Annotated in this window: 20 protein-coding genes; 15 read left to right on the forward strand and 5 right to left on the reverse strand. The window is 46.3% G+C overall.

Features of this window, described 5'->3' with window-relative positions; translation table 11 throughout:
* The first annotated feature begins 33 nt into the window (after positions 1-33).
* From QF049_RS04055 to QF049_RS04095, 9 genes are all read left to right on the forward strand, one after another.
* On the forward strand, positions 34-936 hold the full coding sequence (locus tag QF049_RS04055; protein ID WP_307534987.1) for a diacylglycerol/lipid kinase family protein: 903 nt from the start codon (positions 34-36) through the stop codon (positions 934-936).
* 633 nt (positions 937-1569) lie between these two features.
* A complete protein-coding gene (locus tag QF049_RS04060) occupies positions 1570-5946 on the forward strand; it encodes a glycosyl hydrolase 53 family protein (protein WP_307534990.1) in 4377 nt (1458 codons plus the stop codon).
* A gap of 197 nt (positions 5947-6143) precedes the next feature.
* Positions 6144-7187 (forward strand): SPFH domain-containing protein, encoded by a 1044-nt coding sequence (locus QF049_RS04065; protein ID WP_307534992.1) that lies wholly within the window; start codon positions 6144-6146, stop codon positions 7185-7187.
* Positions 7188-7258: 71 nt separating this feature from the next.
* A complete protein-coding gene (locus QF049_RS04070) occupies positions 7259-8233 on the forward strand; it encodes a diacylglycerol kinase catalytic domain-containing protein (RefSeq protein WP_307543089.1) in 975 nt (324 codons plus the stop codon).
* 85 nt (positions 8234-8318) lie between these two features.
* Positions 8319-9032 (forward strand): response regulator transcription factor, encoded by a 714-nt coding sequence (locus QF049_RS04075; RefSeq protein WP_307534994.1) that lies wholly within the window; start codon positions 8319-8321, stop codon positions 9030-9032.
* A 23-nt stretch (positions 9033-9055) separates the two neighbouring features.
* On the forward strand, positions 9056-10027 hold the full coding sequence (locus tag QF049_RS04080; RefSeq protein WP_307534996.1) for a sensor histidine kinase: 972 nt from the start codon (positions 9056-9058) through the stop codon (positions 10025-10027).
* 192 nt (positions 10028-10219) lie between these two features.
* Positions 10220-10990 carry an ABC transporter ATP-binding protein gene (locus tag QF049_RS04085; RefSeq protein WP_017687815.1) on the forward strand — a complete coding sequence of 257 codons (771 nt, stop codon included), beginning with the start codon at positions 10220-10222 and terminating at the stop codon, positions 10988-10990.
* Positions 10965-12923 carry an ABC transporter permease gene (locus tag QF049_RS04090; RefSeq protein ID WP_307534998.1) on the forward strand — a complete coding sequence of 653 codons (1959 nt, stop codon included), beginning with the start codon at positions 10965-10967 and terminating at the stop codon, positions 12921-12923. The genes QF049_RS04085 and QF049_RS04090 overlap by 26 nt, the downstream gene beginning before the upstream one ends.
* A gap of 143 nt (positions 12924-13066) precedes the next feature.
* On the forward strand, positions 13067-13408 hold the full coding sequence (locus tag QF049_RS04095; protein ID WP_307535001.1) for a cupin domain-containing protein: 342 nt from the start codon (positions 13067-13069) through the stop codon (positions 13406-13408).
* A gap of 233 nt (positions 13409-13641) precedes the next feature.
* On the opposite strand, the gene QF049_RS04100 is transcribed toward QF049_RS04095, so the two are convergent.
* From QF049_RS04100 to QF049_RS04120, 5 genes are read right to left on the reverse strand one after another with little or no spacing between them, the layout of a single operon-like run.
* The gene (locus QF049_RS04100; RefSeq protein ID WP_373428332.1) at positions 13642-13941 is read right to left on the reverse strand and encodes a metal-sulfur cluster assembly factor; all 300 of its coding nucleotides are present in this window, start codon (positions 13939-13941) and stop codon (positions 13642-13644) included.
* Between the two features lie 31 nt (positions 13942-13972).
* Positions 13973-15205, reverse strand: coding sequence for a hypothetical protein (locus QF049_RS04105; RefSeq protein WP_307535006.1), 1233 nt, complete (start codon positions 15203-15205; stop codon positions 13973-13975).
* Positions 15206-15218: 13 nt separating this feature from the next.
* Positions 15219-15824 carry a DUF2249 domain-containing protein gene (locus QF049_RS04110; protein ID WP_124116284.1) on the reverse strand — a complete coding sequence of 202 codons (606 nt, stop codon included), beginning with the start codon at positions 15822-15824 and terminating at the stop codon, positions 15219-15221.
* Entirely contained in the window at positions 15811-16185 is a 375-nt protein-coding gene (locus QF049_RS04115; RefSeq protein ID WP_307535009.1) for a hypothetical protein, read from the reverse strand. The genes QF049_RS04110 and QF049_RS04115 overlap by 14 nt, the downstream gene beginning before the upstream one ends.
* 17 nt (positions 16186-16202) lie before the next feature.
* Positions 16203-16436: a DUF2249 domain-containing protein gene (locus tag QF049_RS04120; protein ID WP_307535010.1), complete on the reverse strand. Its 234-nt coding sequence runs from the start codon at positions 16434-16436 to the stop codon at positions 16203-16205.
* Positions 16437-16755: 319 nt separating this feature from the next.
* Between QF049_RS04120 and moaA the strand changes: the two genes are divergently transcribed.
* Genes moaA through QF049_RS04150 form a run of 6 tightly spaced genes read left to right on the forward strand, consistent with a single transcriptional unit; the run spans position 16756 to position 25937 of the window.
* Complete coding sequence (moaA, locus tag QF049_RS04125; protein WP_124116286.1) at positions 16756-17757, forward strand: GTP 3',8-cyclase MoaA; 1002 nt, start codon at positions 16756-16758, stop codon at positions 17755-17757.
* 57 nt (positions 17758-17814) lie between these two features.
* Positions 17815-21567 (forward strand): nitrate reductase subunit alpha, encoded by a 3753-nt coding sequence (locus tag QF049_RS04130; RefSeq protein WP_307535013.1) that lies wholly within the window; start codon positions 17815-17817, stop codon positions 21565-21567.
* The gene (gene narH, locus QF049_RS04135; RefSeq protein ID WP_150365487.1) at positions 21557-23026 is read left to right on the forward strand and encodes a nitrate reductase subunit beta; all 1470 of its coding nucleotides are present in this window, start codon (positions 21557-21559) and stop codon (positions 23024-23026) included. The genes QF049_RS04130 and narH overlap by 11 nt, the downstream gene beginning before the upstream one ends.
* Positions 23011-23703, forward strand: a complete 693-nt coding sequence (narJ, locus tag QF049_RS04140) for a nitrate reductase molybdenum cofactor assembly chaperone (protein WP_307535016.1) — start codon at positions 23011-23013, stop codon at positions 23701-23703. The genes narH and narJ overlap by 16 nt, the downstream gene beginning before the upstream one ends.
* Positions 23700-24425: a respiratory nitrate reductase subunit gamma gene (gene narI / locus QF049_RS04145; protein WP_307535018.1), complete on the forward strand. Its 726-nt coding sequence runs from the start codon at positions 23700-23702 to the stop codon at positions 24423-24425. The genes narJ and narI overlap by 4 nt, the downstream gene beginning before the upstream one ends.
* On the forward strand, positions 24426-25937 hold the full coding sequence (locus QF049_RS04150; RefSeq protein WP_307535020.1) for a nitrate/nitrite transporter: 1512 nt from the start codon (positions 24426-24428) through the stop codon (positions 25935-25937).
* The last annotated feature ends 120 nt before the right edge of the window (positions 25938-26057 follow it).

The following is a 26057-nucleotide window of genomic DNA, read 5'->3' on the forward strand; positions in this document are numbered from 1 at the left end:
CAAAGGAAGTTATGGAGAGGGAGCATTCCAGTGATGAAACCAAAAATGATTGTAAATCCCGTTTCAGGGCTGCATACAGCATATAAAACGAAAGCTTCAGTTATAGAGTATATGAAAATGAAATACGCTTTACTTGATAGTGATATCTTCTACACAAGTAAGGAGAATACAGATATAGGAACTTCTTTTTTTGAAGATTGCCATTCACTGGTTGTGGCAGGTGGCGACGGAACTTTGCATTACGCCATTAACACAATTAAAAATCTAGGTTTAGATATACCTCTAGCTTACCTACCCACAGGTACAGTCAATGATTTTGGAAATGCTTTGAAATTACCACGATCATATGAAGGTTTCACGGAAATGTTCGAAAAAGGAATGACGAAGAAGATAGATATCGGGTTGGTTGGAAATGAATATTTTCATTACGTTGTGGCTGGTGGTGCAATGAATTCAATCAGTTATACAACCAACCAAACCCTAAAAAACGTTATAGGAGATAAGGCTTATTATTTGTCCGCTCTACCTAAACTCCCTAAAATATTATCTGGAACACATATCAAGATTGAATGTGATCATATAGAACAAGAACATGATGTGCTTCTCTACCTGGTTTCAAAATCAGCGATTATTGGCGGAATTGAGGGCATTGTTCCGGATGCCAAGATGGATGACGGTCATCTTCATGTACTTGTAATTCAAAAAAAATCATTGTTTAATACAATTCAACTTCTTTTAGATATAAGAAATGGAACCCATCTTGACCGCTCAGATGTCTTGTATTTTAAGACAAAACGTTTAAGAATTACTCAATATGGTGAAAACATAGCAAAAGTGGGGATTGACGGTGAAATGCATACTAATGGGTTAATGGACATTGAGGTTATCCCTCGCGGATTAACCATGATAGTTCCGTGCAATTCGGGTGTGGCGTAGATTCTGGATAGACTTATTATGTAGAAAGATTTGAAGAGATTTAAACGTTCTATATTATAGGATAATACGGTTCCTCATTGGATCGATTCAGGTGGGACTGTATGATCCTATGTACCAATTTTATTGATTTAAGTAGTATTATCAAGGTAATACAGGTACATATGGTGTGGTTTATGTATAAAGATTGTATCTACTAGTTTTATTTTTAACAATATTTGTATTAATTTCTGTAAAAGAGAAGAAGACAAAATAATCTTAATGAAGAGAATAGAGTATGTAAACTGACTGTTATCTATTACAAGATAGTGGTTTTTTTGCTTTATAATTAAGATTAAAATAACGCAAAATTTGTACTCATATATCATGCATAAAGATGGGAAGTGAGTTTTGTGCTTTTTCTCATTCATTATGAAAATTTGTATTGAAACGTAAACTTCTTTGTTGATTTTTTCACTAATTATGACAACCAGACATAGAGCAAATGTAACTGTCACAGGATCATATTGTTAAAATAACTGCTGTTTCCTTTGGATTATGCCGTGTCGCCTATTGCTATTAAGCGCTTACAATGAGGGAGGTTAATAACATTCATTGATCCATGCACAATCAAACACAAAAAGGGGGAGATCAAGAGTGAATAAAAGGTACATAAGCAGTTGTCTGGTATTGCTGATGCTGTTCTGTGATCTGGGATTAATGGTTCGTCCAGCGGCTGCAGAAGAGGCGAAAGTGAACGTGGCACTTAACAAGCAGGTTACGGTAAGCACAGAATATTTGGAGTGGGGGAGTAAGAAAGACCATTTGGTTGATGGTAAAAGTGACACGCATTGGACTGCTACGGCGGGAGTGACAACGGAACAACCACAATGGGTGATGATTGATCTGGGTGAAGACTACAATCTGTCCGGAGCGGAAATAACGTGGAGAGAAAACACGGTTGTGAAATATATGGTAGAAACATCTGCTGATCAGCAGGCATGGACCAACGTTGCTGATCAAAATGAAAATGCCGATCCCAAACAGATCGCTGATCTGACGTTTCAGCAGAATGATGTGCGATACATCAGATTGAACATATCTTTTTACAAGGGTGAGGGAGTCTGGCCGGAAATATTGGAGTTCAAAGTGTGGGGAGAAGCAGAAGGAACTGAACCAGCCAATATTAAAGGATATGATGAGATCGAAGTGAGAACGGTGACTAGAAGTACGCCAATTCTGCCTAACGAGGTAAAGGCACAGTTTCAGAATGAAAAATCGGGAATGGTGCCTGTGACTTGGGATCATATCGACCCTATGCAATACGCCTCTGCAGGCGAATTTACGGTAACAGGAATTGTATATGGTGCGCCTCCAGAGCCTCAGCTTAAAGCTAAGGTGATCGTTGAGGGGTATCGTGAAGACTATGTCAGAGGTGTCGATATTTCCACGTTGACTGCCATTGAGGACAAAGGCGGAAAATATGTGGACAGCAACGGTACAGAGCGTGATCTGCTCGATATTCTCAAGGATCGCGGTGTCAATTATGTTCGTCTTCGTCTGTGGAATGATCCACAGAAATCAGGGGGCTACAACGATAAGGAAGATGTCATTCGTTTGGCCGAGCGGGTGAAGAAAAAAGGTATGAAGATCCTGCTGGATTTCCACTACTCGGATGAGTGGGCGCACCCGGGTCAGCAGCTTCGTCCAAAAGCTTGGGAAGGTCTTTCGCCCGAAGAGCTGAAGCAGGCCGTATACAACTATACGTATGAAGTTGTGGGAGAAATGAAAGCTAAGGGCGCCATGCCTGATATGGTGCAGATCGGTAATGAGATCAACAGTGGTGTTCTGAACGGCTTGAGCAGCGACGTGGATTTTAAGCAAAATGTTGCATTGCTGAAAAGCGGAATTGATGCTGTACGTGCAGTAGAAGGAGAGATCACCAATAACGCGGATAAGGTGAAGATCATGATCCATCTGGCTGAAGGTGGCAAGGCAGATACGTTCAAATGGTACTTTGGAGAGTTAAGTAAAGGCGGACTGGACTATGACATTATCGGACTATCGTATTACCCTTTCTGGCATGGGACGTTTGCGGATGTGCAGAAAACGATGAATGAAGTGTCAGTCGAGTTTGGCAAAGATGTCATTATCGCTGAAACGTCCTATCCGTTTTCCTACAAAAACGGGGACGCTCATGGGAACATCATCGGGTCGGACGAAGCGCTTCATGTTGGGGGAGCAGACTTCCCCGCAACCGTTCAAGGTCAATATGATGCCATCGCCGGCATTATGGACATGATTGCGAACGTGCCAGATAATCATGGCGCAGGTTTCTTCTACTGGGAGCCAGCTTGGATTCCGGCCGGTGTAGGCTGGATTGCATCTGAAGGGAATGCATGGGAGAACCAAGCGATGTTTGATTACGACGAATTTCCGGCCAACGGCGGGCATTCGTATGAAGGCAGAGCGTTATGGTCCCTTGATGTGTACAAACGTGGATTGAGTCTTCTGCCCGCAGACCGCCAGCAACTGGATGCGGCACTTACACGAGCCAAATCATTGGTACAGACTGATTTTACTCCGGAAAGCTGGGGGACTCTGGCTCCGGCAATCTCGGCAGCGGATGACGTAAATCGTCAGGCATACACGCCGGGTGGGGTAACTCAAGCAGATACAGATGCAGCGACAACAGCACTAGAACGTGTGATGCAGCAGATGCAGGTTATCGCCCCGCAGCTTGACGAGCTCAGAGCTAAAATAGCGGAAGCGCGTACGTATCAGCAGACTGACTGGTCTGCGGCCACTTGGGCGGTATTGACCAAAGCGCTGGAAGGCGCTGAGCAGGTCTTGAATGATCCAAGAGCAACACAGACGGATGTGAATACAGCGGTTAAACGTTTGCATGATGCGATTCAAGGTCTATCCAATGTGGACAAAACACAACTGCACCAGTACATTCAACAAATGCAGCAGCAGAATGAATCTTCCTATACACGCCGGAGCTGGTCTGTATTGCAACAATCTTTGCAGGCAGCGATTCAGGTCCGAGATAACAATGCTGTTGTCCAGTCTGAAGTGAATTCAGCACTGAGTACGTTGAAACAAGCCTTTACTAATCTGGTCTCTCTGGAGGCTTTAACAACCGGCAAAACAGCAACGGCTTCAAGCAGTGCAGGGACAGGAGGTAATCAAGCCAACTCTCCTGAAGGTGCAATTGACAACAATCCGAACACTTCATGGGGGACCGATAAGAGTATTGACAGCTGGTGGCAAGTGGATTTGGGGCAAGTCGCTAACCTGCGCAAGATCGAGATGTCCATGTGGAGTGGCGGCATCAAATATACGATCGAAGTGTCCAATGATAACAAAAGTTTTGTGAAAGTAGTCGACACCACAAGTGATGTTGTTGTATCGACCGCACCTAGCCATGTACTTCCAGAAGGCACGGAGGGACGTTATATTCGCGTAACGATTAAAACAGGTCCCACATGGGTAGGATTCATGGAATTTGAAGCATACGGTACGTTCCCGGCGGACAAATCTGCACTGCAAGCTACTGTAGATACCGCTGAGAAATTAAAGCAAACCGAATACACGACTTCAAGCTGGAATGTATTTAGTAAGGCACTTTCTGAAGCGAAGGCATTCATTTTGGATGTTGAATCTTCAATGCAAGATGTGAGCAATGCGGATCGTGCGTTACAAGATGCTGTGAGTAAGCTTGTACGTCAAGATGTAACACCTGGCCCTGGCCAGCCATCAGAACCAAGTGTACCTTCACAACCTTCCAACCCGGGAACAGCTCCTTCAACGGGGAATCCGGCTGTAACACCACCGGTTGAACCTGGTAATCCGCCAGTTAAGGGTCTGATAACGGTAAAAGGAACAGCAACCGGGGATGACAAGTATTCGATTCGTCCAGATGTATCCCTATTAACTCAGGCACTGCAATCCATGGATGCAGGAAATCGTACGTTGAAACTGATTGCAGATGTGCCTGACACAGCCAAGACAGTCACATTCCAATTGGGTGCAAGTCAACTGGCAGCATGGATTCGTTCCGAGGAAGTGAAATCCCTGGATGTAGTTGTAGGACAGACTACCGTTCGTGTTCCTCTAAAATCACTCCCGCTAACTATTGCGGAGACTGCGGGAACGTTCGACATCGTAGTGGCAAAAGGATCGACAGATACACTGTCCACATCTCAAAAAGCAGCGATCGGTAATCATGCGATTGTTGATGTGAATTTGTTAATGAACAATAAGCCATTGCAATGGACAAACAGAGCGGTTGAAGTTGCTCTATCCAATGTGGAGCAACCTAAAAAAAATGATGTAGTTATGGTTGTACATTCCATATCTCCAAGTGGAGAAATGAAACCTGTTACGTATTCCAAGTACGATGACAAGACCAAAACGATGACGTTCAAACCGCTGGAATCGGGCAGTTATGTTATTGCAGAAGTTGAAGTGCCATTACATGATTTGCAAAATCACAATTGGGCAATCCAAGAGGTACAGAACCTCTACGGTAAAGGGATTATTTCGGGGATGAGCGCAACTCGTTTTGCCCCGCAAGGTGAACTGACCAGAGCACAATTTTTGCAAATGATTATTAAAGGTATTGGTGATACACGCCAGCCGAATCCATCTATTTCGGTCCCAACAGATGTGAAGGAAGGGCAGTGGTATGCCGATTCAGTACGACTTGGAATTGAAATGGACATTATTCAAGGCCGAGCAGATGGAAGCTTTGGAGCCAATGAACGTATTTCACGAGAAGATATGGCCGTTATGCTGAACAGAGCACTGAAGGTTATGCAGCGTGAGGTTGCGACCAATTCTGTACAAGGAAATATGGTGTTTGTAGACAACGCCGAGATCGCGGCATACGCCAAAGAGGCTGTAGCCTCGATGCAACAACTTGGACTGCTGAATGGCATGCCTGATGGCACGTTTGCTCCGAAAGAAATAGCGAACCGTGCACAGGGAGCTGTTGCAGTAGCCAGATTGATGGAACGACTGTATTAGAAAATAACAAAGCAGGTAAGGAGATCGAATCAACTGATTCGGTCTCTTTGTTTTGTGGAAAGAAGAGGTTCAGACTTCATCCCTTTCTCTAAATAGGCATATAAACATTTTGTTAATGTCGTATTGACAATATCGAATTCATTTGTTATCATTTCGATAATATCAAAACGACAGTATTAAGAAATGGGGAATGAGCCATGTTTGGATTCCGATTTGCGAAGTTTCAACCCAGTGAATATGTAATGAAAGTGAAAAATGGTGAGGTAAAACGTCAGGGTGTTGGATTGTCCTTTTATTACTATGAGCCGACCACATCGGTAGTAGTCCTACCCGTGTCCTCGGTGGATGTACCATTCATGTTCGAAGAGATTACGGCGGACTATCAGACCGTTACAGTGCAGGGACAACTAAGCTATCGCATTGTAGATTATTTGAAAATAACACAGAGCCTGAATTACACATACAATTTGCGCAAGAATCGGTATATTTCCGACGACCCCGGCAAACTGGACCAACGGGTGATCACCACAGCGAAAGTACTAACCAAGAAATATCTGGAGAAAATGCCGTTGAAGGAGGCCATTCAATCCAGTGAACGGCTGGCAAGCAGCATGAAACGCGAAGTTGTACAAAGTGAAGAGTTGGAGAAACTGGGCGTTGAGCTGATGAGTCTATCCATCCTGGCCATTCTGCCCAATAAAGAGACGATGCGTGCATTGGAAGCACAAGCGCGGGAAGAGATTTTACGTCAAGCAGATGAAGCGCTGTATGTGCGTCGCAATGCATCGATTGAACAGGAGAGACGAGTGAAGGAGAACGAACTGAACACCGAAATTGCCGTGGAGACAAAGAAACAGCAAATTCGTGAGACCCAATTGCAGGCAGAACGCTCGGTGAAACAGAAACAAAACGAGATGGAGCAGGAGCAGCTTCAGTTCAATACAGCGATGGAGGAACGCAAGCAGCAACTGATTGAATTAACCATTGCCAATCACAATGCGGAAGCCGATGCCAAAGCGTATGAGATTGCTGCCGTGATGAATTCGTTGCAAAATGTACAGCCAAATGTACTGCAAGCGATGGCAAACATGGGCATGAATTCTGATAAGCTGATTGCACTTGCATTCCAGGAACTGGCTGAAAATGCAGGCAAGATCGGACAGCTTAATATCTCGCCTGATCTGTTGCAGGGATTGATGTCTCCCGCGCCGGGCAGAGATCAGGGAGGTCGAGCACGATGAGATTAGGAAGAAGAGAGCAGGCAGAACAAGTAGGGGAATCAGTACGTCATGAGGCTACGCCGGACGATCGAATGAGCGAACACAAGCTGATTCTGGTGAAGCGCCGGACCCGACTGGAAGAGCTGGTGGTTCGATATAACACGGTGCAGCAAGCTCAGTTTTATATTGAACGTCTGGGCGCAGACTTCAGTGATTATATGGAGGAAGACCGTCATTATCGGCTATCTGTGCAGCAGGCACAGCAGCAACTGGGTCAATTGGGCCGCGTTCAGACGATTGATCGGGAACATGTGCCTAATTTTATCTTTGGAGAGCAGGATATCGTGGTCGTGGTTGGACAGGATGGGCTTGTAGCCAATACCCTCAAATACGTAACCGAGCAGCCGCTCATTGGTGTGAACCCGGACCCGATGCGGTGGGACGGGGTGTTATTACCTTTTACCGTGGAAGATCTGAGCTTCATTGTTCCTGATGTCATTCGAAAGCAACGAACATTGAAAGAAGTCACTCTCGCCAAAGTGGAACTAAATGATGGACAGTATCTATATGGTGTCAATGATCTGTTCATTGGTCGGAAGACACATGTATCGGCTCGTTATGAAGTGCGTTTGGGTACATCGAGTGAACAACAATCCTCTAGTGGGATTATTGTATCCACAGGCATGGGATCGACAGGCTGGTTCAAAAGTGTGCTGGCCGGAGCCACCGGAATTGTAGGGTCGGCTGCATGGCAGAACATGAATTCCGAAGCAGAGGTCGCTACAGCATCGGCATCCATTCATGGAAGCAGGCAGGAGCTGAATCATTTTAACTGGGATGCGCCGTACTTATATTTTTCAGTACGTGAACCTTTTCCGAGCCGAACGACAGCGGCCAATCTGGTGTTTGGACAGATCCATTCGAAGCAACCACTGCACATTGTATCCCAGATGCCAGAGGATGGTGTTATTTTCAGCGATGGGGTCGAGCAGGACTTTCTTGAGTTTAATTCAGGAGTGGAAGCTATCATTGGTTTGGCAGAGAAGAGAGGGCGTCTCGTGGTCTAAAGCTTTATTTTCAAGCCGTTTCCAACTAAAATGGGTAACTAGATGTGATACATTGACGTCAGGAAACGGAAAGAGAGGGTTAACGATGCAATCGATATTGTTGGTTGAAGATGATGCCAAGCTTGCAGGATTGCTGGCGGCTTATCTGAGCCGAAATGGATTTCAGGTACAAGTCACCGGTGATTTTCGTCATGTACTGGATGAATTTGTGGAAGTGAATCCCGACCTTGTGCTGATGGATGTGAATTTGCCTCAATATGATGGATACTATTGGTGCAGACAGATACGCACACATTCCATATGTCCCATTTTATTCATATCGGCTCGTGATAGTGGTATGGATCAGATTATGGCGTTGGAACATGGAGCGGATGATTATATTACAAAACCTTTTCAATATGAAGTCGTTCTTGCCAAAGTCCGCAGTCAGCTGCGCCGAGCCTATGGTTCTTACGCTGCTGTTCAACAGGAAGTAACGGTGACGAATGGTCCCATGATCCTCTATCCTGAGCGATTTGTATTGGAATATGAGGAACGTTCAACAGAGCTGACACAGAAGGAAGCGATACTGGTGGAAGCACTAATGGCGAAGGCAGGGCGAGTTGTCAGCCGAGAAAAATTGCTGGAACAAATGTGGGAAGATCAGCATTTTATCGATGATAATACGTTGAATGTCTATATTACACGTGTTCGCCGGAAGTTGAAGGAGCTGGGTGCAGAAGAGATTTTGGAGACGGTTCGCGGAGCGGGTTATCGTGTATTGGATCTGGATTCATCCGCACAGGGAAAAGGGAAATGAGACTTTTCCTGAAAGACCACCTGTTGTTAGTCGGAATTTATGTGTTACAGATGTTGCTGGTTCCGTGTGTCTACTGGCTCTCTGGTGAGGGCCGTCCGATGAAGATTGTTCTCTATGGTATGCTGATCAGTACTGTTGTGTTGTTGATCTATCTGGTCATACGTTACCTCCAGCTACGAGCGTATTATCGTCTACTTGAACAACCACGTAAACTGGTAAACGAGCCTTTCCAAACGCTTGGAAATTCGGTCGTGGCGGAAGCCATCCAGGAATTGTTACATGAACTGGAGCGTAATCGGCAGAATGAGATAAGTCAATTACGTACCAGTAAGGAACAGCAGGTGGTATTCATGAATCGCTGGGTTCATCAGATGAAGACCCCGTTGTCCATTATCCAACTGACCTTGGAAGATGTGGACGATGAGACGGCTGGCAGTATTCAGGATGAGCTGGATAAAATGCGCAAAGGACTCGAGATGGTCTTGCATTCATCACGGCTTGAACAGTTCGAAGGGGATTTTCGTGTAGAGCTGCTGTCTCTGCATGAGGTGCTTCGGAGTAGCATTGCAGAGAACCGACGTTTGTTTATTCGCAGAGGCATTACGCCGGATATCCGGATGGAGGGCGACCTTCAGATATACAGTGATTCCAAGTGGCTACGGTTCATGTTCACCCAGATTTTGACCAATGCCGTGAACTATTCCGATAGCAAATCAGGCAAAAAAGTGATCATTACCGGCTATAAACAGGAAGAGCGTACAATCCTGGACATTCAGGATGAGGGAATCGGCATCTCGTCCGAGGATATTCATCGTGTGTTCAATCCCTATTTTACAGGTGAACGTGGCAGGCAATACCACGAATCCACAGGGATGGGGTTATATCTGGTTCGTGAGATCAGTGCACGTCTGGATAACCGGGTAGAGTTGTTTTCGGAGCTGAATAAGGGAACGTTGGTCAGATTTAGCTGGATTCATTCGAAATATCCGCAATAAAGAGCGCTTTGCCCACAGCCATGGGTGAGGTGTTTTTTTTATAGATACAACAAGTTATGGAGGCAGGGGAACAGAACCTTAAACGTACTGTAAGGGAAGTTTAAGGTAATTCGATAGCACCGTTATGGGAGGTCAGTTAGGATAAGAATAGAATTAACGTATAAAGAATGATGGATCAGGAGGGAATTATGTATGGAAATGTTACAAGTATCGGGACTGAACAAAGTATATCAGGGCAAAGTGCAGACTCAAGCCCTTAGTGATATTCATCTGACAATCAAGCAAGGTGAGTTTGTGGGTATTATGGGCCCGTCGGGTAGTGGCAAAACAACTTTGTTAAACATGGTCTCCACCATTGATGAACCCAGCTCAGGCAAGGTGCTGATTAATGGCATGAATCCGTTTGATATGAAAAAGAAAGAACTTGCCATGTTCCGACGTCGGGAACTCGGGTTTGTTTTTCAGGATTTCAATCTATTGGACACGCTGACGGTTGCCGAGAATATTGTACTTCCATTGACACTGGACAAGGTCAAACTGAAGGAGATGGAGAGCAGACTACACCGCATTACAGCCAAGCTTGGGATTGATCATATTCTGGATAAACGAGTGTACGAAATCTCGGGCGGACAGCGACAGCGCACAGCCATTGCCAGATCCATGATTAATATGCCTTCGATTGTATTGGCGGATGAACCTACTGGCGCATTGGATTCTACTTCATCTCAGGCCGTCATGGAGTCGCTTGAACAGATTAATCAGCAAGAGAAAACGACCATTATGCTGGTTACACATGATCCCCTTGCTGCAAGTTATTGCAACCGAATTGTGTTCATCAAGGACGGAAAACTGGCAGCCGAGGTACACCGCGGAGATAATCGACAGACGTTCTTCCAGCGGATCATTGATACTTTATCCTTCTGGGGAGGGAATTCACATGAGCTTTCCTCAGTTCGCGTTTAATAACATTCGCCGCAATGGGCGAGCGTATATTGCTTTTTTTCTTAGCAGTGTGTTTATGGTCATGATATTTTTCGCTTATGCAGTATTTATCTATCATCCATATGTGGCGGAGTTGCCAATGGGTGACACAACTGCTACGGGGATGCAGATCGCTTCAATTATCGTGTACGTGTTTGCTTTTTTCTTTGTCATGTATTCCATCAGTGCTTTTCTCAAATCACGGAATAAAGAGTTTGGCATTCTGACCATACTTGGTGCGGAGCCTGGACAGATTCGGAAATTGGTCATATTGGAAAATATGTTGATCGGCTGTCTGTCCATTATTGCCGGTATCGGCGGAGGTATGTTGTTGTCCAAGCTGTTCCTGATGTTAACTACTCGTTTTATCGGGATGGATGATCTGCCCTTTTATTTTCCGGTGAAAGCGATTCTGATTACGATCGGGGCCTTTCTGTTATTATTTTTCTGCATTTCACTCTTCACATTGGTTTTTATCGGAAACAAACGGACGTTAGAACTTTTGACGGGGACCAGCAAACCTAAAAAAGAGCCCAAAGCTTCGTGGTTCTTCTCACTTCTGGGTTTTGCCTTACTTACAGTAGGTTTTATGGTACTCCGTAGCGAGTTAAATGGCGGAACAATCATGCTTGCAGCAGTAACAGGGATAGCAGGAACATATTTTTTCTATTCACAACTTTCCGTGCTCATCATCCGTTTGTTGAAGCGTAATCGTAAAACGGTATGGCATGGTACACGTCTGTTATGGATCTCAGAGATGAGCTATAAAATGAAGGATAATGCCCGCATGCTGTTTATGGTGACCGTGGTCATTGCGATTGCTTCAATGAGTGCAGTTGTAATTTTGTCACTGGATCAGGAGAACCGGGAGCAGTTTACAAACAACGATTTTCCAATTCAATACAATGTCTTCAGACCAGCAGACCAATTGGATATGAGCGCTATTGATTCGATGCTTGAAGCTGCAGGTTTGGATTATCAACAGATATATCTGGAATATTTCTGGTCAGCTGCAGATCAGAGTGCTGTCTCGGTTATGCCGCTTAGTCACTACAACCAATACAATCTGACACAAGGGAAAAAGATGTTCCAATTGGATGCCGGATCCGCCTTATTTGTGGATACCCGCAATGAGAAGGATCAGGGTCAGATAGAGCGCAACAGATTTCGTAATTATGCGAAGGGAGACAAGTTGACGTTGAGTCTGAATGCGAGCCCACTGGAAGCTCGGGTTACGGATACAGATATCGATCCACAGTTTGGAACCCTACTCTATGCTACAGGTGTAGTTGTCCTACCGGATGAGAAGTATGAAGAGATTGCCCAACAGATCAAAGAGAATATGATATCTGGTAAATATCTGTATCAGATCCCTGCATGGGGTCATGCGGTACCTGACCGCCACTCCTCGGAAGCCATGGTCAGCGATCAGCTTCTATTCTCTGCGGATTCCATTCAAAGCAGTAACGCTTCAACGGATAACCACTCTGGATATCTGAGTACGCGGTACGGTGATTTTGAAAGATTCAGACAGGGGACAGCACTCTTTACCTTCCTGGGCATATTTATCGGATTAATCTTCTCGATCTCTTCCGCAAGCTTTTTGTATTTCAGACTGCATACCGATCTTGAAGCGGATGGAAAGATGGTGCATTCTCTTTCGAAAATGGGTCTCAGTTTCCAGGAGATGAAACGATCATCCACCGTTCAGATTGCCATTTTGTTCTTTTTACCGATCGGAGTAGCTATCATTGAAACTTTGGTCGTGGTTAAGCCATTTCTTATTGAATTCGGGATTACCAATTATACGATGCCGGTGTTGACTGTATTTGGTGCCTTTGTACTTGCACAGACGTTTTATTTTATCGTTATACGTTCGAGATATATCGCTTCTCTGCGCAAAATGATGGTGTAACCATCTTAGAAACAAACGGTCATAGGGACCGACCACGATCTGTTCATTGCCCGCATTCCTTGATTCAGATCAAGGAAATGCGGGTTTTCTTGCGATAAGATGAATGTATTCACAGATTATATTATCGAGGAGGAAGATTAATCATGAGTATCACGTCATTGCAAGAAGTCAAAACATTCAGCGAGGACCGTTTTACGAAACGGATTTTATTCCAACAGGGTGGTGGAGTGACCTTTGTACTTCATTTCCTGCCAGGTCAGCAGCTTCCCGTTCATAAACATCCGGGCACAGACGTTATTTTGCTGGTGGTCGAAGGCACAGGCACACTTATTTTGGATGGTGAAGAACAAGAGGTGAAACAAGAGGATGTGATCCATTGTGGCGGTGAGGTGGAGTTCGCATTCCATAATACAGGAGATCAGGAGGTTCGTTTGTTCGTGGTGTTAAATAAAGTACCAGCAGCATCGTATGCCAAGGACATCTAACATCTTCATCTAACATCTATTTATCCAGACATCGATAAAATGGTTAATGATCGGCACCATATAAGGGGAACTCTATTCTGGAGTTTCCTTATTTATTTTTATTCAAGAATACCTTGATTCTGTTCCATCGCAAAATAAAAAGCATACCTGGGTCTGAGAACATCAGATCTGAAGTACGCTTTTTCGTATTCCGCCAGCAGCTTGTTTATTCATCCGGTCTATCGACATTCTGCCTAGAAGTATCCCAGCATTTCCTTGGCTTCATTCGACATCAGCTGTGGAGACCATTGTGGCTCCCACACGACTTGAACATCAATATCGGCCATATTTGTATTTTCCTGCAAAACCCATTTCACCGCACCAACAATGGTATCGTGCAGCGGACAACCTGGTGTAGTCAGCGTCATCCGTACATGTACCCGTTCAGGTTCTTCCCTTACTTCATACACCAGACCCAAGTCAACGATATTGACACCTAATTCAGGGTCATACACTTCCTTGAGACATTCCAGCAAATGCGTGGTTTGTTCCATCATGTTCACTCTCCAGTCCACCTTATTTATGTTAACGTCTGAATACCAAAGCAATATTTGTTATATAAATGATGGAGACAAGAGACAAAATCGTCCCTCCAACCATCATGACCTCTGCCAGATTAATCAGAATTCCACTGACAAGCAAAAGGCTTCCAGCCACCATGGCGAGCATACCCCAATTGACATACCGTTCAATCAACATACCTGCCATCAACGGTGTTCCCGGTCTGCCTGCCTGCTTGCCATATTTGTGGGTCCACCATAGAAAAGGCACGATTTTGGAGGCATAGCCAAGTATGGTGAGAGACACCCAGCCCCCGAGATATCCCCATCCAGACAGCAGAACAACACGTGGATGGAGCAGCAGTTCAGTTCCTTGTGAGGAATAGATCAGTAGGGCAACAGCATATACAGCAAACGCACGGCTTACATAGACAGACCAGCGAATGCCCGGACCTGGGTTACTTTTGTGCCGTTTCTCCTGAATTTGCTCCAAGTGATACACATAGAAGAGAAGGGCTGCGGTTAGAAGTAGGAGCGCGAGCCAGAGTAGGCCTCCCTTGATACCTGTCAGAAATGCGACAACACCTGTAACTACAGCTGCATTCCACAGAACCAGAACCACTTTTTGCAGTCGAATGGAATAATCGTGGGATAAGTAGAACATGGGAAGCATTTTGTAACTGAAGCCGGTAATTAACATGCCAAACCAGCCAAGTGTTCCCATCCAGATATGTGCGCCGAATAAGCGTTCATGCAGACTATTCCAATCACCAAAGGCAAAATTCAGACCCATTAGCATACCGGACAGCCCGGTAAGAACCAGATAAAGACAGGAACAAGCTGCGCTGATCGTTACCGGATTCCACTGTGAGGCCCGGAAGAGGGTAATGGCCATATTCCATCCGAACAACAGAATGCCAGAAAGCGCGAGTGTAGCAGAACCGGCAATCCAGATGACATCTGCACGAATGAAGCCGTATAACATGCCCACGATTCCGATACTAAACAAGAAATAATGACAATAACCGAGAAACAGACTATAGATATTGGATTGCAAAATAACATGTATCAACTGATAAACGGCACCCATAGCCAGCATGGTTGCCCACCCGAGCACAAACAGATGGGCATGAAACCAGCCTTCGGGTCCTCTGAGTTCATCACCAAGCCAGCCTGTCAGCGAGAGCAGGGAGAATGCGTGATACATTACAAATCCAAAGATGCCCGTGATGATAAAAAGAAACGGCAACCTGGACATGGCTTTTGCCTCCTTACCCTTTTTCAATTCTCACTTTGGCCGTACCATCGGCTTGATCCTCAACCGTGAAGGGGCAACCGAGATTATTTAACTCCTCAATCAAGAAAACTGGCACACGGTCATTGTGAATCAGTACGACTTCCCCAGGTTTGCAACGTTCCAGTGCGGCAAGTGTTCGCATCATTGGCTGTGGCGGTTCCAATCCGCGATTGTCCAGTATAACGGTGGGCGCCTGTAGGGATTCAAATTTTTCAATCGCAACAGCTTGCTCCTCTGAATGTCCTTTGCATGAAGCTGATTCTTCATCTGAATGGGGTTCCCAATTAACTTCTGATCCAGATAAAACCATTGCAGATAATGCTTTTGCACCGGTTTTGTTTTTTTTGTGCACAAACGTGGTAACCCAGTGATCTGAACCTTTTCTTTCCGATGTGCTGGAGTATCCTTTCATCTTGAGAATACCGAGCAGTGGCGTTGGTTTAAATGGAGCATGTAGTACAAATACATCTTCATGCTGAAGGCCTTTGACCGTGTCCATGATCAGTTGAAACGGCTCCAACTTTTTACTCAGATGAGGACGCACATCCAATTCAACAATATGGACGTCAGATGGAGACATGTCCGTTCACATCCGATCCTGCACTAGCTACATCCGCCTGCTGTACCAATTGCAGAGATGATTCATACAGGGCGGCCATTCCACCGTACAGCGCATAGAAGAATGACTCCGGCGCATCGAGGGAGAAGGACAGATAGGCTTTGGGGTCCATCCCGAGCATACGCTCAAAAAGTCTTGCACTGTCATAGGCGTAAAAACAGAAATGAGTGTATTCGAACACAGACATTTTTTCGTAGATGGTGATAATCTCTTGCGCATATTCGGCCTGCTCACGCTGTGCTATCTGTACCATGGTTAGGGCATCTTCCAACCTCAGCGTGATGCGAAGTGTAGTATCGTCAATGATTTCAACGTGGGCCATGGCGGTTCAGCTCCAATCTATAATTTGCTGATTTTGACCTGGAAGGTTGTAGGACCCTGCTCAATATACTCCCAGTTGAAGCCATCGGGATGTGTGGACTGGAATTGGAATCGAAGTGGCTTAGGATCGTGATCGTTAATGAGCAGCATGGATTCATGTGGTTGCAATTGATCAAACGTTTCGAAAATAACTTTATGTTTCAAATGCGGTGGATACTCCGTGGCATTAATGGTTGCTGTGTATGTGTTCATGTGTCATTCCTCCAAATAGGGATAGTGTGGTGTTGCAATTTGATTATAGAAAATGTGAAGAGGGGTCTGTGTGAGCCTGCTCACACATTTCCTTTTGCCATAATTTTGCCTTATTTAGACCAAAATCCTGTTTGGAAAAGGGTTGCGGAGCATATATAGATGTGCAACTGTGCGCTATGTTTCACTTCTTGTGATATTTTGCACAGTTGAGCGAACGAGACATCCTTATATTTAGCGTCAAGATGACACTCGATGAGAGGAAGCAGGTTTCTCCTTCGGCTGATGTGAAGACAGCACCCTAGAGAAGGGAGGTACGTGTATGGAATCGAAATTAATGGATCCGTTTGGAAGAATACATGATTACTTAAGAATTTCGGTTACGGATCGCTGTAATCTCCGCTGTGTGTATTGTATGCCGGAGGAAGGAATGCAGTTTGAACCGACAGAACGAATCCTGTCCTATGAAGAAATCACGTCCATCGTTAAGGCGCTTGCTCCATTAGGCATTAGGAAATTGCGTTTAACTGGAGGGGAGCCTCTTGTTCGCAAGGGGCTGGATCAACTGATTGCCATGTTGTCCGCCATTCCAGGAATTGAAGATATCGCATTGACAACGAACGGTATATATCTGGCAGCTTATGCGGATCTGCTGAAGGCTGCGGGACTAACCCGGGTGAACATTAGCCTCGACTCCTTGAAGCCGGAGCGATTCGCAAGCATTACACGAGGCGGTAAAGTGCAACGTGTGCTGGACGGCATCAAAGCCAGCCAACAAGCAGGATTTCATCCGATCAAGCTAAATGTCGTACTCATGAAAGGCGTGAACGACGATGAGGTGGAAGATTTTCTGCGTATGACCCTGGATGATCCAATTGATATTCGTTTTATTGAGTACATGCCCATAGGTGACAGTGGTGATGGCTGGAGATCAGGATATCTACCACTCGAACATGTGCTGGAAACATGCGGAGCATCATGGAACTACGAAAGCTGTGGTGAAGTTTACGGCAATGGCCCGGCAGATAGTTATCGCATTGTGGGAGCTGCCGGAACCTTTGGTCTGATTCACCCGGTGAGCAGCCATTTCTGCGGAAATTGCAATCGGCTCAGGCTGACAGCAGACGGAAATATCAAACCTTGTCTCTACTGGTCAGATGAGTTCAATGTTCGTCCACTCGTAGGTGATGACAAGGCGGTGCAGGATTTATTTTACAAGGCGCTCGGAGCCAAACCCGAAACACATGACATGTTAAAAGCCTTAAACGGGCAACAGATTGACGGCACGCCAACGCTGCGACATATGTCGCAAATCGGAGGTTAGCAACAGCAGTTCAGGATTCAACTTGCATCAACAGGTCATATATGTGGGAGGACAACAATGAGTAACAAAAGCATGCCCTGGATGGGCAAACTCAAATATTTTGCCAAACGTGAAAAAAGTGCGGAGGGCTGGAGTGAGATGTCCCCGGTTAACCGGGATTGGGAAGATGTCTACCGCCGCCGCTGGCAGCATGACAAAGTGGTGCGTTCCACACACGGCGTCAATTGTACCGGATCATGCAGCTGGCAGATCTATGTGAAAGACGGCATTGTCACTTGGGAAACGCAGGCTACTGATTATCCTTCAACTGGACCGGATATGCCGGAATTTGAGCCACGAGGTTGTCCACGTGGAGCGAGTTTCTCATGGTATCTGTACAGCCCACTGCGTGTCAAACATCCGTACGTACGTGGTGCGCTGCTGGATATGTGGCGTGATGCACTTCAGACGCATGGTGACCCGGTCCAAGCGTGGTCCAGCATTGCGGATGATCCTGCAAAAGTAAAAAGATATAAATCGGTACGTGGTAAAGGTGGATTGGTTCGTGCGTCTTGGGGAGAAGTTACACAGATTATTGCAGCTTCGCTAATTCATACGATCAAAGAATACGGACCGGACCGGATTATTGGTTTCTCTCCGATTCCTGCCATGTCGATGGTCAGTTATGCAGCAGGATCACGGTTTTTATCCCTGATGGGATCACCATTGCTCAGTTTCTACGACTGGTATGCGGATCTGCCACCGGCTTCACCTCAGATCTGGGGTGATCAAACGGATGTGCCAGAGAGCAGTGACTGGTACAACTCGGGATACATTCTGGTTTGGGGCTCGAATCTGCCAATGACGCGGACACCGGATGCACACTTCCTGGCTGAAGCACGTTATCGGGGAACAAAAGTGGTGTCGATCAGCCCGGACTATGCGGAGTATGTGAAATTCGCAGATACGTGGATGTCGGTAAAACAAGGAACGGACGGCGCTCTGGCGATGGCTATGGGCCATGTCATTCTAAAAGAGTTTTATATTGAAAAACCTACGGACTATTTCATGCAATATGCCAAACAGTATACTGATTTTCCAAATCTGCTGATTGTAGAAGAAAAAGATGGCGTACACACAGCAGGCAGATTTCTCGTTGGGGAAGATCTGGGCATCACAGGTAATAACATGGCTTGGAAAACGCTCGTTTACGATGAAAACAGTGGAACCTATGCGATGCCCAAAGGAAGTTTGGGCTTCCGATGGGGTGAAGAAGGCACATGGAATCTCAAAATGGAACAGGTGGAGAACGGTGAGCCGATTGATCCAAGACTATCCATGCTCGGTGTCCATCATGATCTTGTAACGATTCAACTGCCATACTTTGATGATGAAGGTAAACATATCATGCAACGTCAGATTCCTGTACGTCGAATATGGCTTGAGGATCGATGGATTATGGTCACAGCCGTATATGATCTTGTGCTTGCGAAGTACGGAGTCGAACGAGAAATGACCCGCTCTGCGGATTCAACAGAAGTTGTCACTGGTGTGGGACAGTTGAGTGTACGTGTTAACCATGGAGACGACATCTTGCATGCAACACAAGTAAAACCATTCACTCCAGAGTGGCAAGAGAAAATCACTGGTGTGGACCAAAAGACTGTCGTACAGATTGCACGTGAGTTCGCACAGAATGCGATCGATACCAAAGGTCGTTCCATGATCATCATGGGAGCCGGTATTAATCATTGGTACAACTCCGACGTCATCTATCGCGCCATCATTAACTTAATTCTGATGACAGGTTGTCAGGGTGTGAACGGTGGAGGCTGGGCCCATTATGTCGGTCAAGAGAAACTGCGTCCGGCTGAAGGCTGGCAGACGATTGCCTTTGCTCGTGACTGGACCGGACCTGCACGTCTGCAGAACGGAACATCCTTCTTCTACTTTGCAACAGATCAATGGAGATACGAGGAGACCCAAGTCGGAGAGTTGACTTCGGCGCTTGAAGGTGAACCGCGGTTCCAGCATGTGGCTGATTATAATGTGATGGCTGCGCGTATGGGCTGGCTTCCATCCTATCCACAGTTCAATCGTAACTCGATTGATCTGCATCAGGATGCACTACAGGCCGGAGCAACGACGAAGGAAGAGATTGGCGCTTATGTTGCTTCCGAGCTACAGAACAAAAATCTGAAGTTCTCGATCGAACAACCGGATGATCCGGCGAACTTCCCGCGTGTACTATTTGTCTGGAGAGCGAATCTGATCTCAAGTTCTGGCAAAGGGCATGAGTATTTTCTGAAACATTTGCTCGGTGCAACGAACGGATTGCTGAACGATGACGATCATGGACTGCGCCCAGAGCATGTGGAGTGGGTGGATGAAGCACCGGAAGGCAAGCTTGACCTGATGATCAACATGGATTTCCGTATGGCAGGTACAGCGATGTATTCCGATATTGTGCTGCCAGCAGCGACCTGGTATGAGAAAAGCGATCTGAGCAGTACGGATATGCATCCGTTCGTTCATCCATTCAACCCGGCGGTAGCCACGCAGTGGGAATCCCGTTCCGACTGGGATACTTTTAAGGAAATCGCACGTGTATTCTCCGAGATGGCTACGCAGCAATTCGATGGGCCGCAGAAGGAGATCATTGCTACACCGCTCTTGCATGATTCACCGGATGAGCTTGCTCAACCGTACGGAGAGATCAAAGACTGGAGTGCGGGAGAATGTGAAGCAATTCCGGGTAAAACGATGCCACATATTCAGGTCGTGGAACGTGACTATTCTGCCGTATATAACAAAATGATCAGCCTTGGACCTGTGGTGAAGGATAAACCAATCGGCACCAAAGGCATATCTTGGTCAGCTAGTGAAGAGTATGAAAAACTCAAGGGCATTCTGGGCGTGCACCGTAAAGATGGCATTGGTCAAGGATGTCCAGATCTGAGCACAGACCGTAACGTTGCGGAGGCCATTCTGACCTTGTCCAGTACAACGAACGGCAAGATGGCTGTGCGTGCGTGGGAGGCGTTTGAACAGAAAACAGCATTACATCTGAAAGATTTGGCTGAGGAACGGTCGGAGGAATGTTTTACGTTTGACGAGATCACTTCCAAACCGAAAACGGTCATTACCTCGCCTGCATTCAGCGGATCGGAAAAAGGTGGACGTCGATATTCGCCATTCACCACCAATGTGGAGCGCCTCATTCCATGGCGTACATTGACAGGCAGACAGCAGTTCTACATTGATCATGCGATGCTCCGTGAGTTCGGAGAGACATTAGCGACATTTAAACCTGTGCTGAAGCATACGCCGTTTCATCCCAACAGCAAACGTCCGATTGAGGGTGGCAAGGAAATCGTCCTGAACTACCTGACACCGCATAACAAGTGGTCGATCCACAGTATGTACTATGATGCGCTGCCGATGCTGACCCTGTTCCGAGGTGGCCCGACAATCTGGATGAACCACGAAGATGCAGAAGAAGCGGGACTCGTTGACAACGACTGGATCGAATGTTTCAACCGTAACGGGGTAGTCGTTGCCAGAGCCGTAGTAACGCACCGTATTCCTCGCGGCATGGCATTCATGTATCACGCTCAGGACCGTCACATTAATGTTCCGGGCACCAAAATATCACAGACACGTGGGGGTACACATAACAGTCCGACACGTATTCATGTGAAGCCGACACATATGATTGGCGGTTATGCCCAGTTAAGTTATGGCTTCAACTACTATGGCCCGACAGGCAACCAGCGTGACCTCAACGTCATCATAAGAAAACTGCAGGAGGTGGATTGGCTTGAAGATTAAAGCACAAGTCAGCATGGTCATGAATCTGGACAAATGTATAGGGTGCCATACATGTAGTGTAACGTGCAAGAACACCTGGACCAATCGTCCAGGTGCAGAGTATATGTACTGGAACAATGTAGAGACCAAGCCAGGGGTCGGTTATCCGAAACAATGGGAGGACCAGGAGCGTTATCGCGGTGGTTGGGAGATGAAGAATGGCAAGCTGGAGCTGAAATCCGGAACACGTGCAAGACGCCTGCTTAACATTTTCCATAATCCGGATCAGCCTACCATTGATGATTATTACGAGCCATGGACATACGAGTATGAGAAATTGACGAACAGTCCGGAGAAAAAACACCAGCCTGTAGCAAGACCCAAATCCCAGATTACCGGTGAATATATGAATCTGGAGTGGGGTCCGAACTGGGAAGATGATCTGGCAGGTGCCCATATAACCGGAATGGAAGATCCCAATATGAAGGGGGTAGAAGATTCAATCAAAATGGATTTTGAACAGGTATTCATGATGTACCTGCCACGAATCTGTGAACACTGTCTCAACCCGGCATGTGTATCCTCCTGTCCTTCCGGAGCGATGTACAAACGGGAAGAAGACGGCATTGTACTGGTCGACCAAAATGCATGCCGCGCATGGAGATTCTGTGTGTCGAGCTGTCCTTACAAAAAAGTCTATTTCAACTGGCAGACAAACAAAGCCGAGAAATGTACTCTTTGTTTCCCACGGATTGAAGCGGGTCTACCAACGATCTGTTCCGAAACCTGTGTAGGACGGATCCGTTATATCGGCTTGATGCTGTATGATGCGGACCGTGTTGAAGCCGCTGCTTCAGTTGAAAATGATCAGGATCTCTATGAATCCCAGATGGATATTTTCCTTGATCCGAATGACCCTGAGGTGATTCGTGAAGCGCGCGAGGCCGGAATTCCAGAGGATTGGATTATTGCAGCGCAGCAGTCCCCTATTTATAAAATGGTTATCGACTGGAAAATTGCGCTCCCGCTTCACCCTGAATACCGCACCATGCCAATGGTATGGTACATTCCACCACTTAGCCCGATTACCAATCGGGTAGAGGGACAGGGAAGTTCACTGGAGGCCAATGATATTTTCCCGGCGATTGATAACATGCGTATTCCCGTGGAATATTTGGCCAATCTGCTTACGGCAGGAGATACGGATCGAATCCGTGAAGTACTGCGGAAAATGGCAGTTATGCGCATTCACATGCGTAACCAGCAGACGGGCAAGACCAGTGAATCGGAATTACTGGAAAGAGTAGGCATGGATGCTCAGGAAGTAGAGGACATGTACCGACTGCTCGCTATTGCGAAATACAATGACCGTTTTGTCATCCCGCCAGCTCACCGTGAGGAAGTGGAAGATCTCTTCAGCGAACAGGGCAGCTGCGGACTTGATTTTGCAGGTGGTCCAGGTTCTTGCGGAGTATTCTGATGGGAAAGGAGACAACGACAACGATGACGATCGAACCCAATGAAGGAACAGGTCAGGCTCTGGTTTACGATACGGATACGAGAAGAATGGTCTGTAAACTGATCTCCTATCTGCTGCAATATCCTGATACAGAATGGAGAGAAGGACTACAAGGTGTTAAGGAAGCTGCACAGTCTATTTCGGATGAGACGGTGAACCAGATCCTGTTGACATTTGTCGATGAAGCACAGGTTGTTAGCTCGATTGAGTGGCAGGATTCTTATGTTCGTACATTTGATTTTGATAAAAAGTCTAACCTCTATCTCACATATGCTCTTCATGGCGATGAGCGGGATCGAGGTCCGGCTTTGATTGAATTGAAGCGCAGATACGAAGCTGCGGGATTTTACATGGAAGTAAGTGAGTTGCCGGACTACCTGCCTATGGTGCTTGAATTTGTAGCTGAGGCTCCCGAGGAAGACGCCTTAGGTGTGCTCTCCAGTTGCCATAAGGCGTTGGTCACAATGAGCAAAAGCATTGCGGGGCAGAAAAGCCCATATGGACCCTTACTCAGCCTGATGTTACAGGTCATTCCTGAGCCTCCTGCCTCTGATGTGCCAGAACAAGAAGAAACAGTTAACCAACAACCAGCAGATCTTATGCAGATCGCTGCCCAGATGAGGAGGGGGAATCGGTGAGTACACTGGAACTGTTGTTATGGGGCGCTCTTCCCTATATGGTCATTGTTTTCTGTATTACGGCGACGATCTGGAGATATGTGACGAATCCCTTCAGTTGGACGTCCAAGTCCAGTGAGATGTTGGAGAAACGCATGTTAAAATGGGGCAGCTTACTCTTTCATATTGGAATATTCGCCGTAATCTGTGGACATATTGCCGGGTTGCTTGTTCCGGTGGAGTTCTATCGCTGGATCGGCCTGAGTGATGAAGGATATCACTTGATGGCTATCGCAGGAGGACTGCCTGCGGGGATCATTGCATTTGCAGGTGCAGTCATTCTACTGGTTCGCCGTTATGTTGCTCGCAGAGTGCGGGCAACAAGCAGCATCGGGGACTGGCTGGCCCTTGTCATGTTGATCATTGTCATTGTCACCGGAATACTGGCGACCTCGGCCAATGCGGTGAATCACACAGGTTTCGACTATCGAACAACGATTAATCCATGGTTGCGAGGTCTGATCGTATTCCAGCCTGATCCGGTTCTGATGCAGACGGTACCGCTGAATTTCAAAGTACACATTCTGCTTACCTTTGTACTGTACTGCGTGTTTCCATTTACTCGTCTGGTTCACATGTTAAGTATGCCACTGGGTTATCTGAAACGCAGTTATGTGTTGTATCGCAGAAGAGATGGAGCTGTGTATCCGAAACAGGAACAAAAAAAGGAAAGGGCGATGTAAATGCAACATAAAGGAAAGGTTCAACTGCCCTTGCAAACCGCAAGTCTGGTTCTTGGTTTCATGGTATGGGTTATCCTGTCATCTCTGATGCCATTTATTAAAGAAGACATTGCGCTTACGTCTTCTCAGCTTGCATGGGCGACAGCGATTCCCGTATTGATCGGATCGATTGCCCGTATTCCGATTGGTTATTGGACGAATCGATATGGAGCACGCAATATTTTCATGATCAGCTTTGTCCTGTTGCTGGCCCCGGTATGGTGGATTAGCCGAGCGACGTCGTTCAGTGATCTGGTTATTGGTGGACTGTTCCTCGGTATTGGTGGAGCTGTCTTCTCCGTCGGTGTAACTTCACTGCCCAAATATTATCCGAAAGAGCGACATGGATTTGTTAACGGGATCTACGGAATTGGTAACCTGGGTACAGCACTGTCTGCATTCGGAGCCCCGCTGATCGCTGATCGTATGGGATGGTCTACGACGGTTCTGCTCTACAGTATTTTACTAGTAGGGATGGCTGCGCTAAATTTCGTTCTGGGTGACAAACAGGAAGTGCGGGTTAACGCTCCATTGATGCAGCAACTGAAGGCCATATCACGCAACAATAAACTATGGTTGCTCTGCTTGTTTTATTTTCTGACATTTGGCTCGTTCGTGGCGTTTACGGTCTATTTGCCGAATTTTCTGGTTAGTCACTTTCAGATGGATAAAGTCGATGCAGGTATTCGTACAGCGGGATTCATTCTCGTTGCAACCATTATGAGGCCCGTAGGAGGTTGGCTTGGAGATCGATTTAATCCGTTCAAAATATTAATGTTTGTTTTTGGCGGATTAACGATTGCAGCGATTGTATTATCCTTCGCGCCATCATTCTATATCTATACGATTGGATGTCTGACTGTGGCATTATGCGCAGGGACAGGTAACGGAACCATTTTCAAATTAGTGCCAATGTATTTCGTCAAACAACCAGGTGTAGCGAATGGGGTGATCTCCGCTATGGGGGGGCTGGGTGGATTCTTCCCTCCTTTGATGTTGACTTTGTTGTACAGCATGACGGGTCATTATGCCATTGGTTTCATGGCTTTGTCTCAGATTGCGCTGGTCAGCCTGGTACTTGTGATCTGGATGTTCTACCAGGAGAAGCTTCAGTTATCTGCCAGCATTCTGGAGAGTACCATTGAAGCCATTCTGATCACAGATACAAACAGTGTTATTACATCCGTGAACCCGGCCTTTACTGCGGTCACTGGGTATAGTGCCGAAGAGGCGGTTGGACAGAAGCCAAGTCTGCTGAAATCCGGTAAGCAGGATAAACGTTTCTATGACCAATTATGGCTGGAATTACGTGAAAAAGGATATTGGCAAGGCGAGATCTGGAATCGGAAGAAAAATGGAGACATCTATCAGGAATGGCTAAGTATTACGGCAATCCGTAATGAAGCAGGCGAAGTCAAATATTATGCGGGCATGTTCAGTGACATGGGCAAGCCAGAGCTCACAATCGCCTGATACATGTATCGGTAATTGTGCATACAGCAAGAGACCTTAACATCGATTGCAGGCGTTAAGGTCTCTTTTTGCACACAGAGATTGGTGTAAGGAATTGGGAAACCCCAGTGGAGCTTGGTG

It is taken from the genome of Paenibacillus sp. W4I10 (assembly GCF_030816325.1).
In the GTDB taxonomy this organism is placed as follows: Bacteria; Bacillota; Bacilli; order Paenibacillales; family Paenibacillaceae; genus Paenibacillus; species Paenibacillus amylolyticus_B.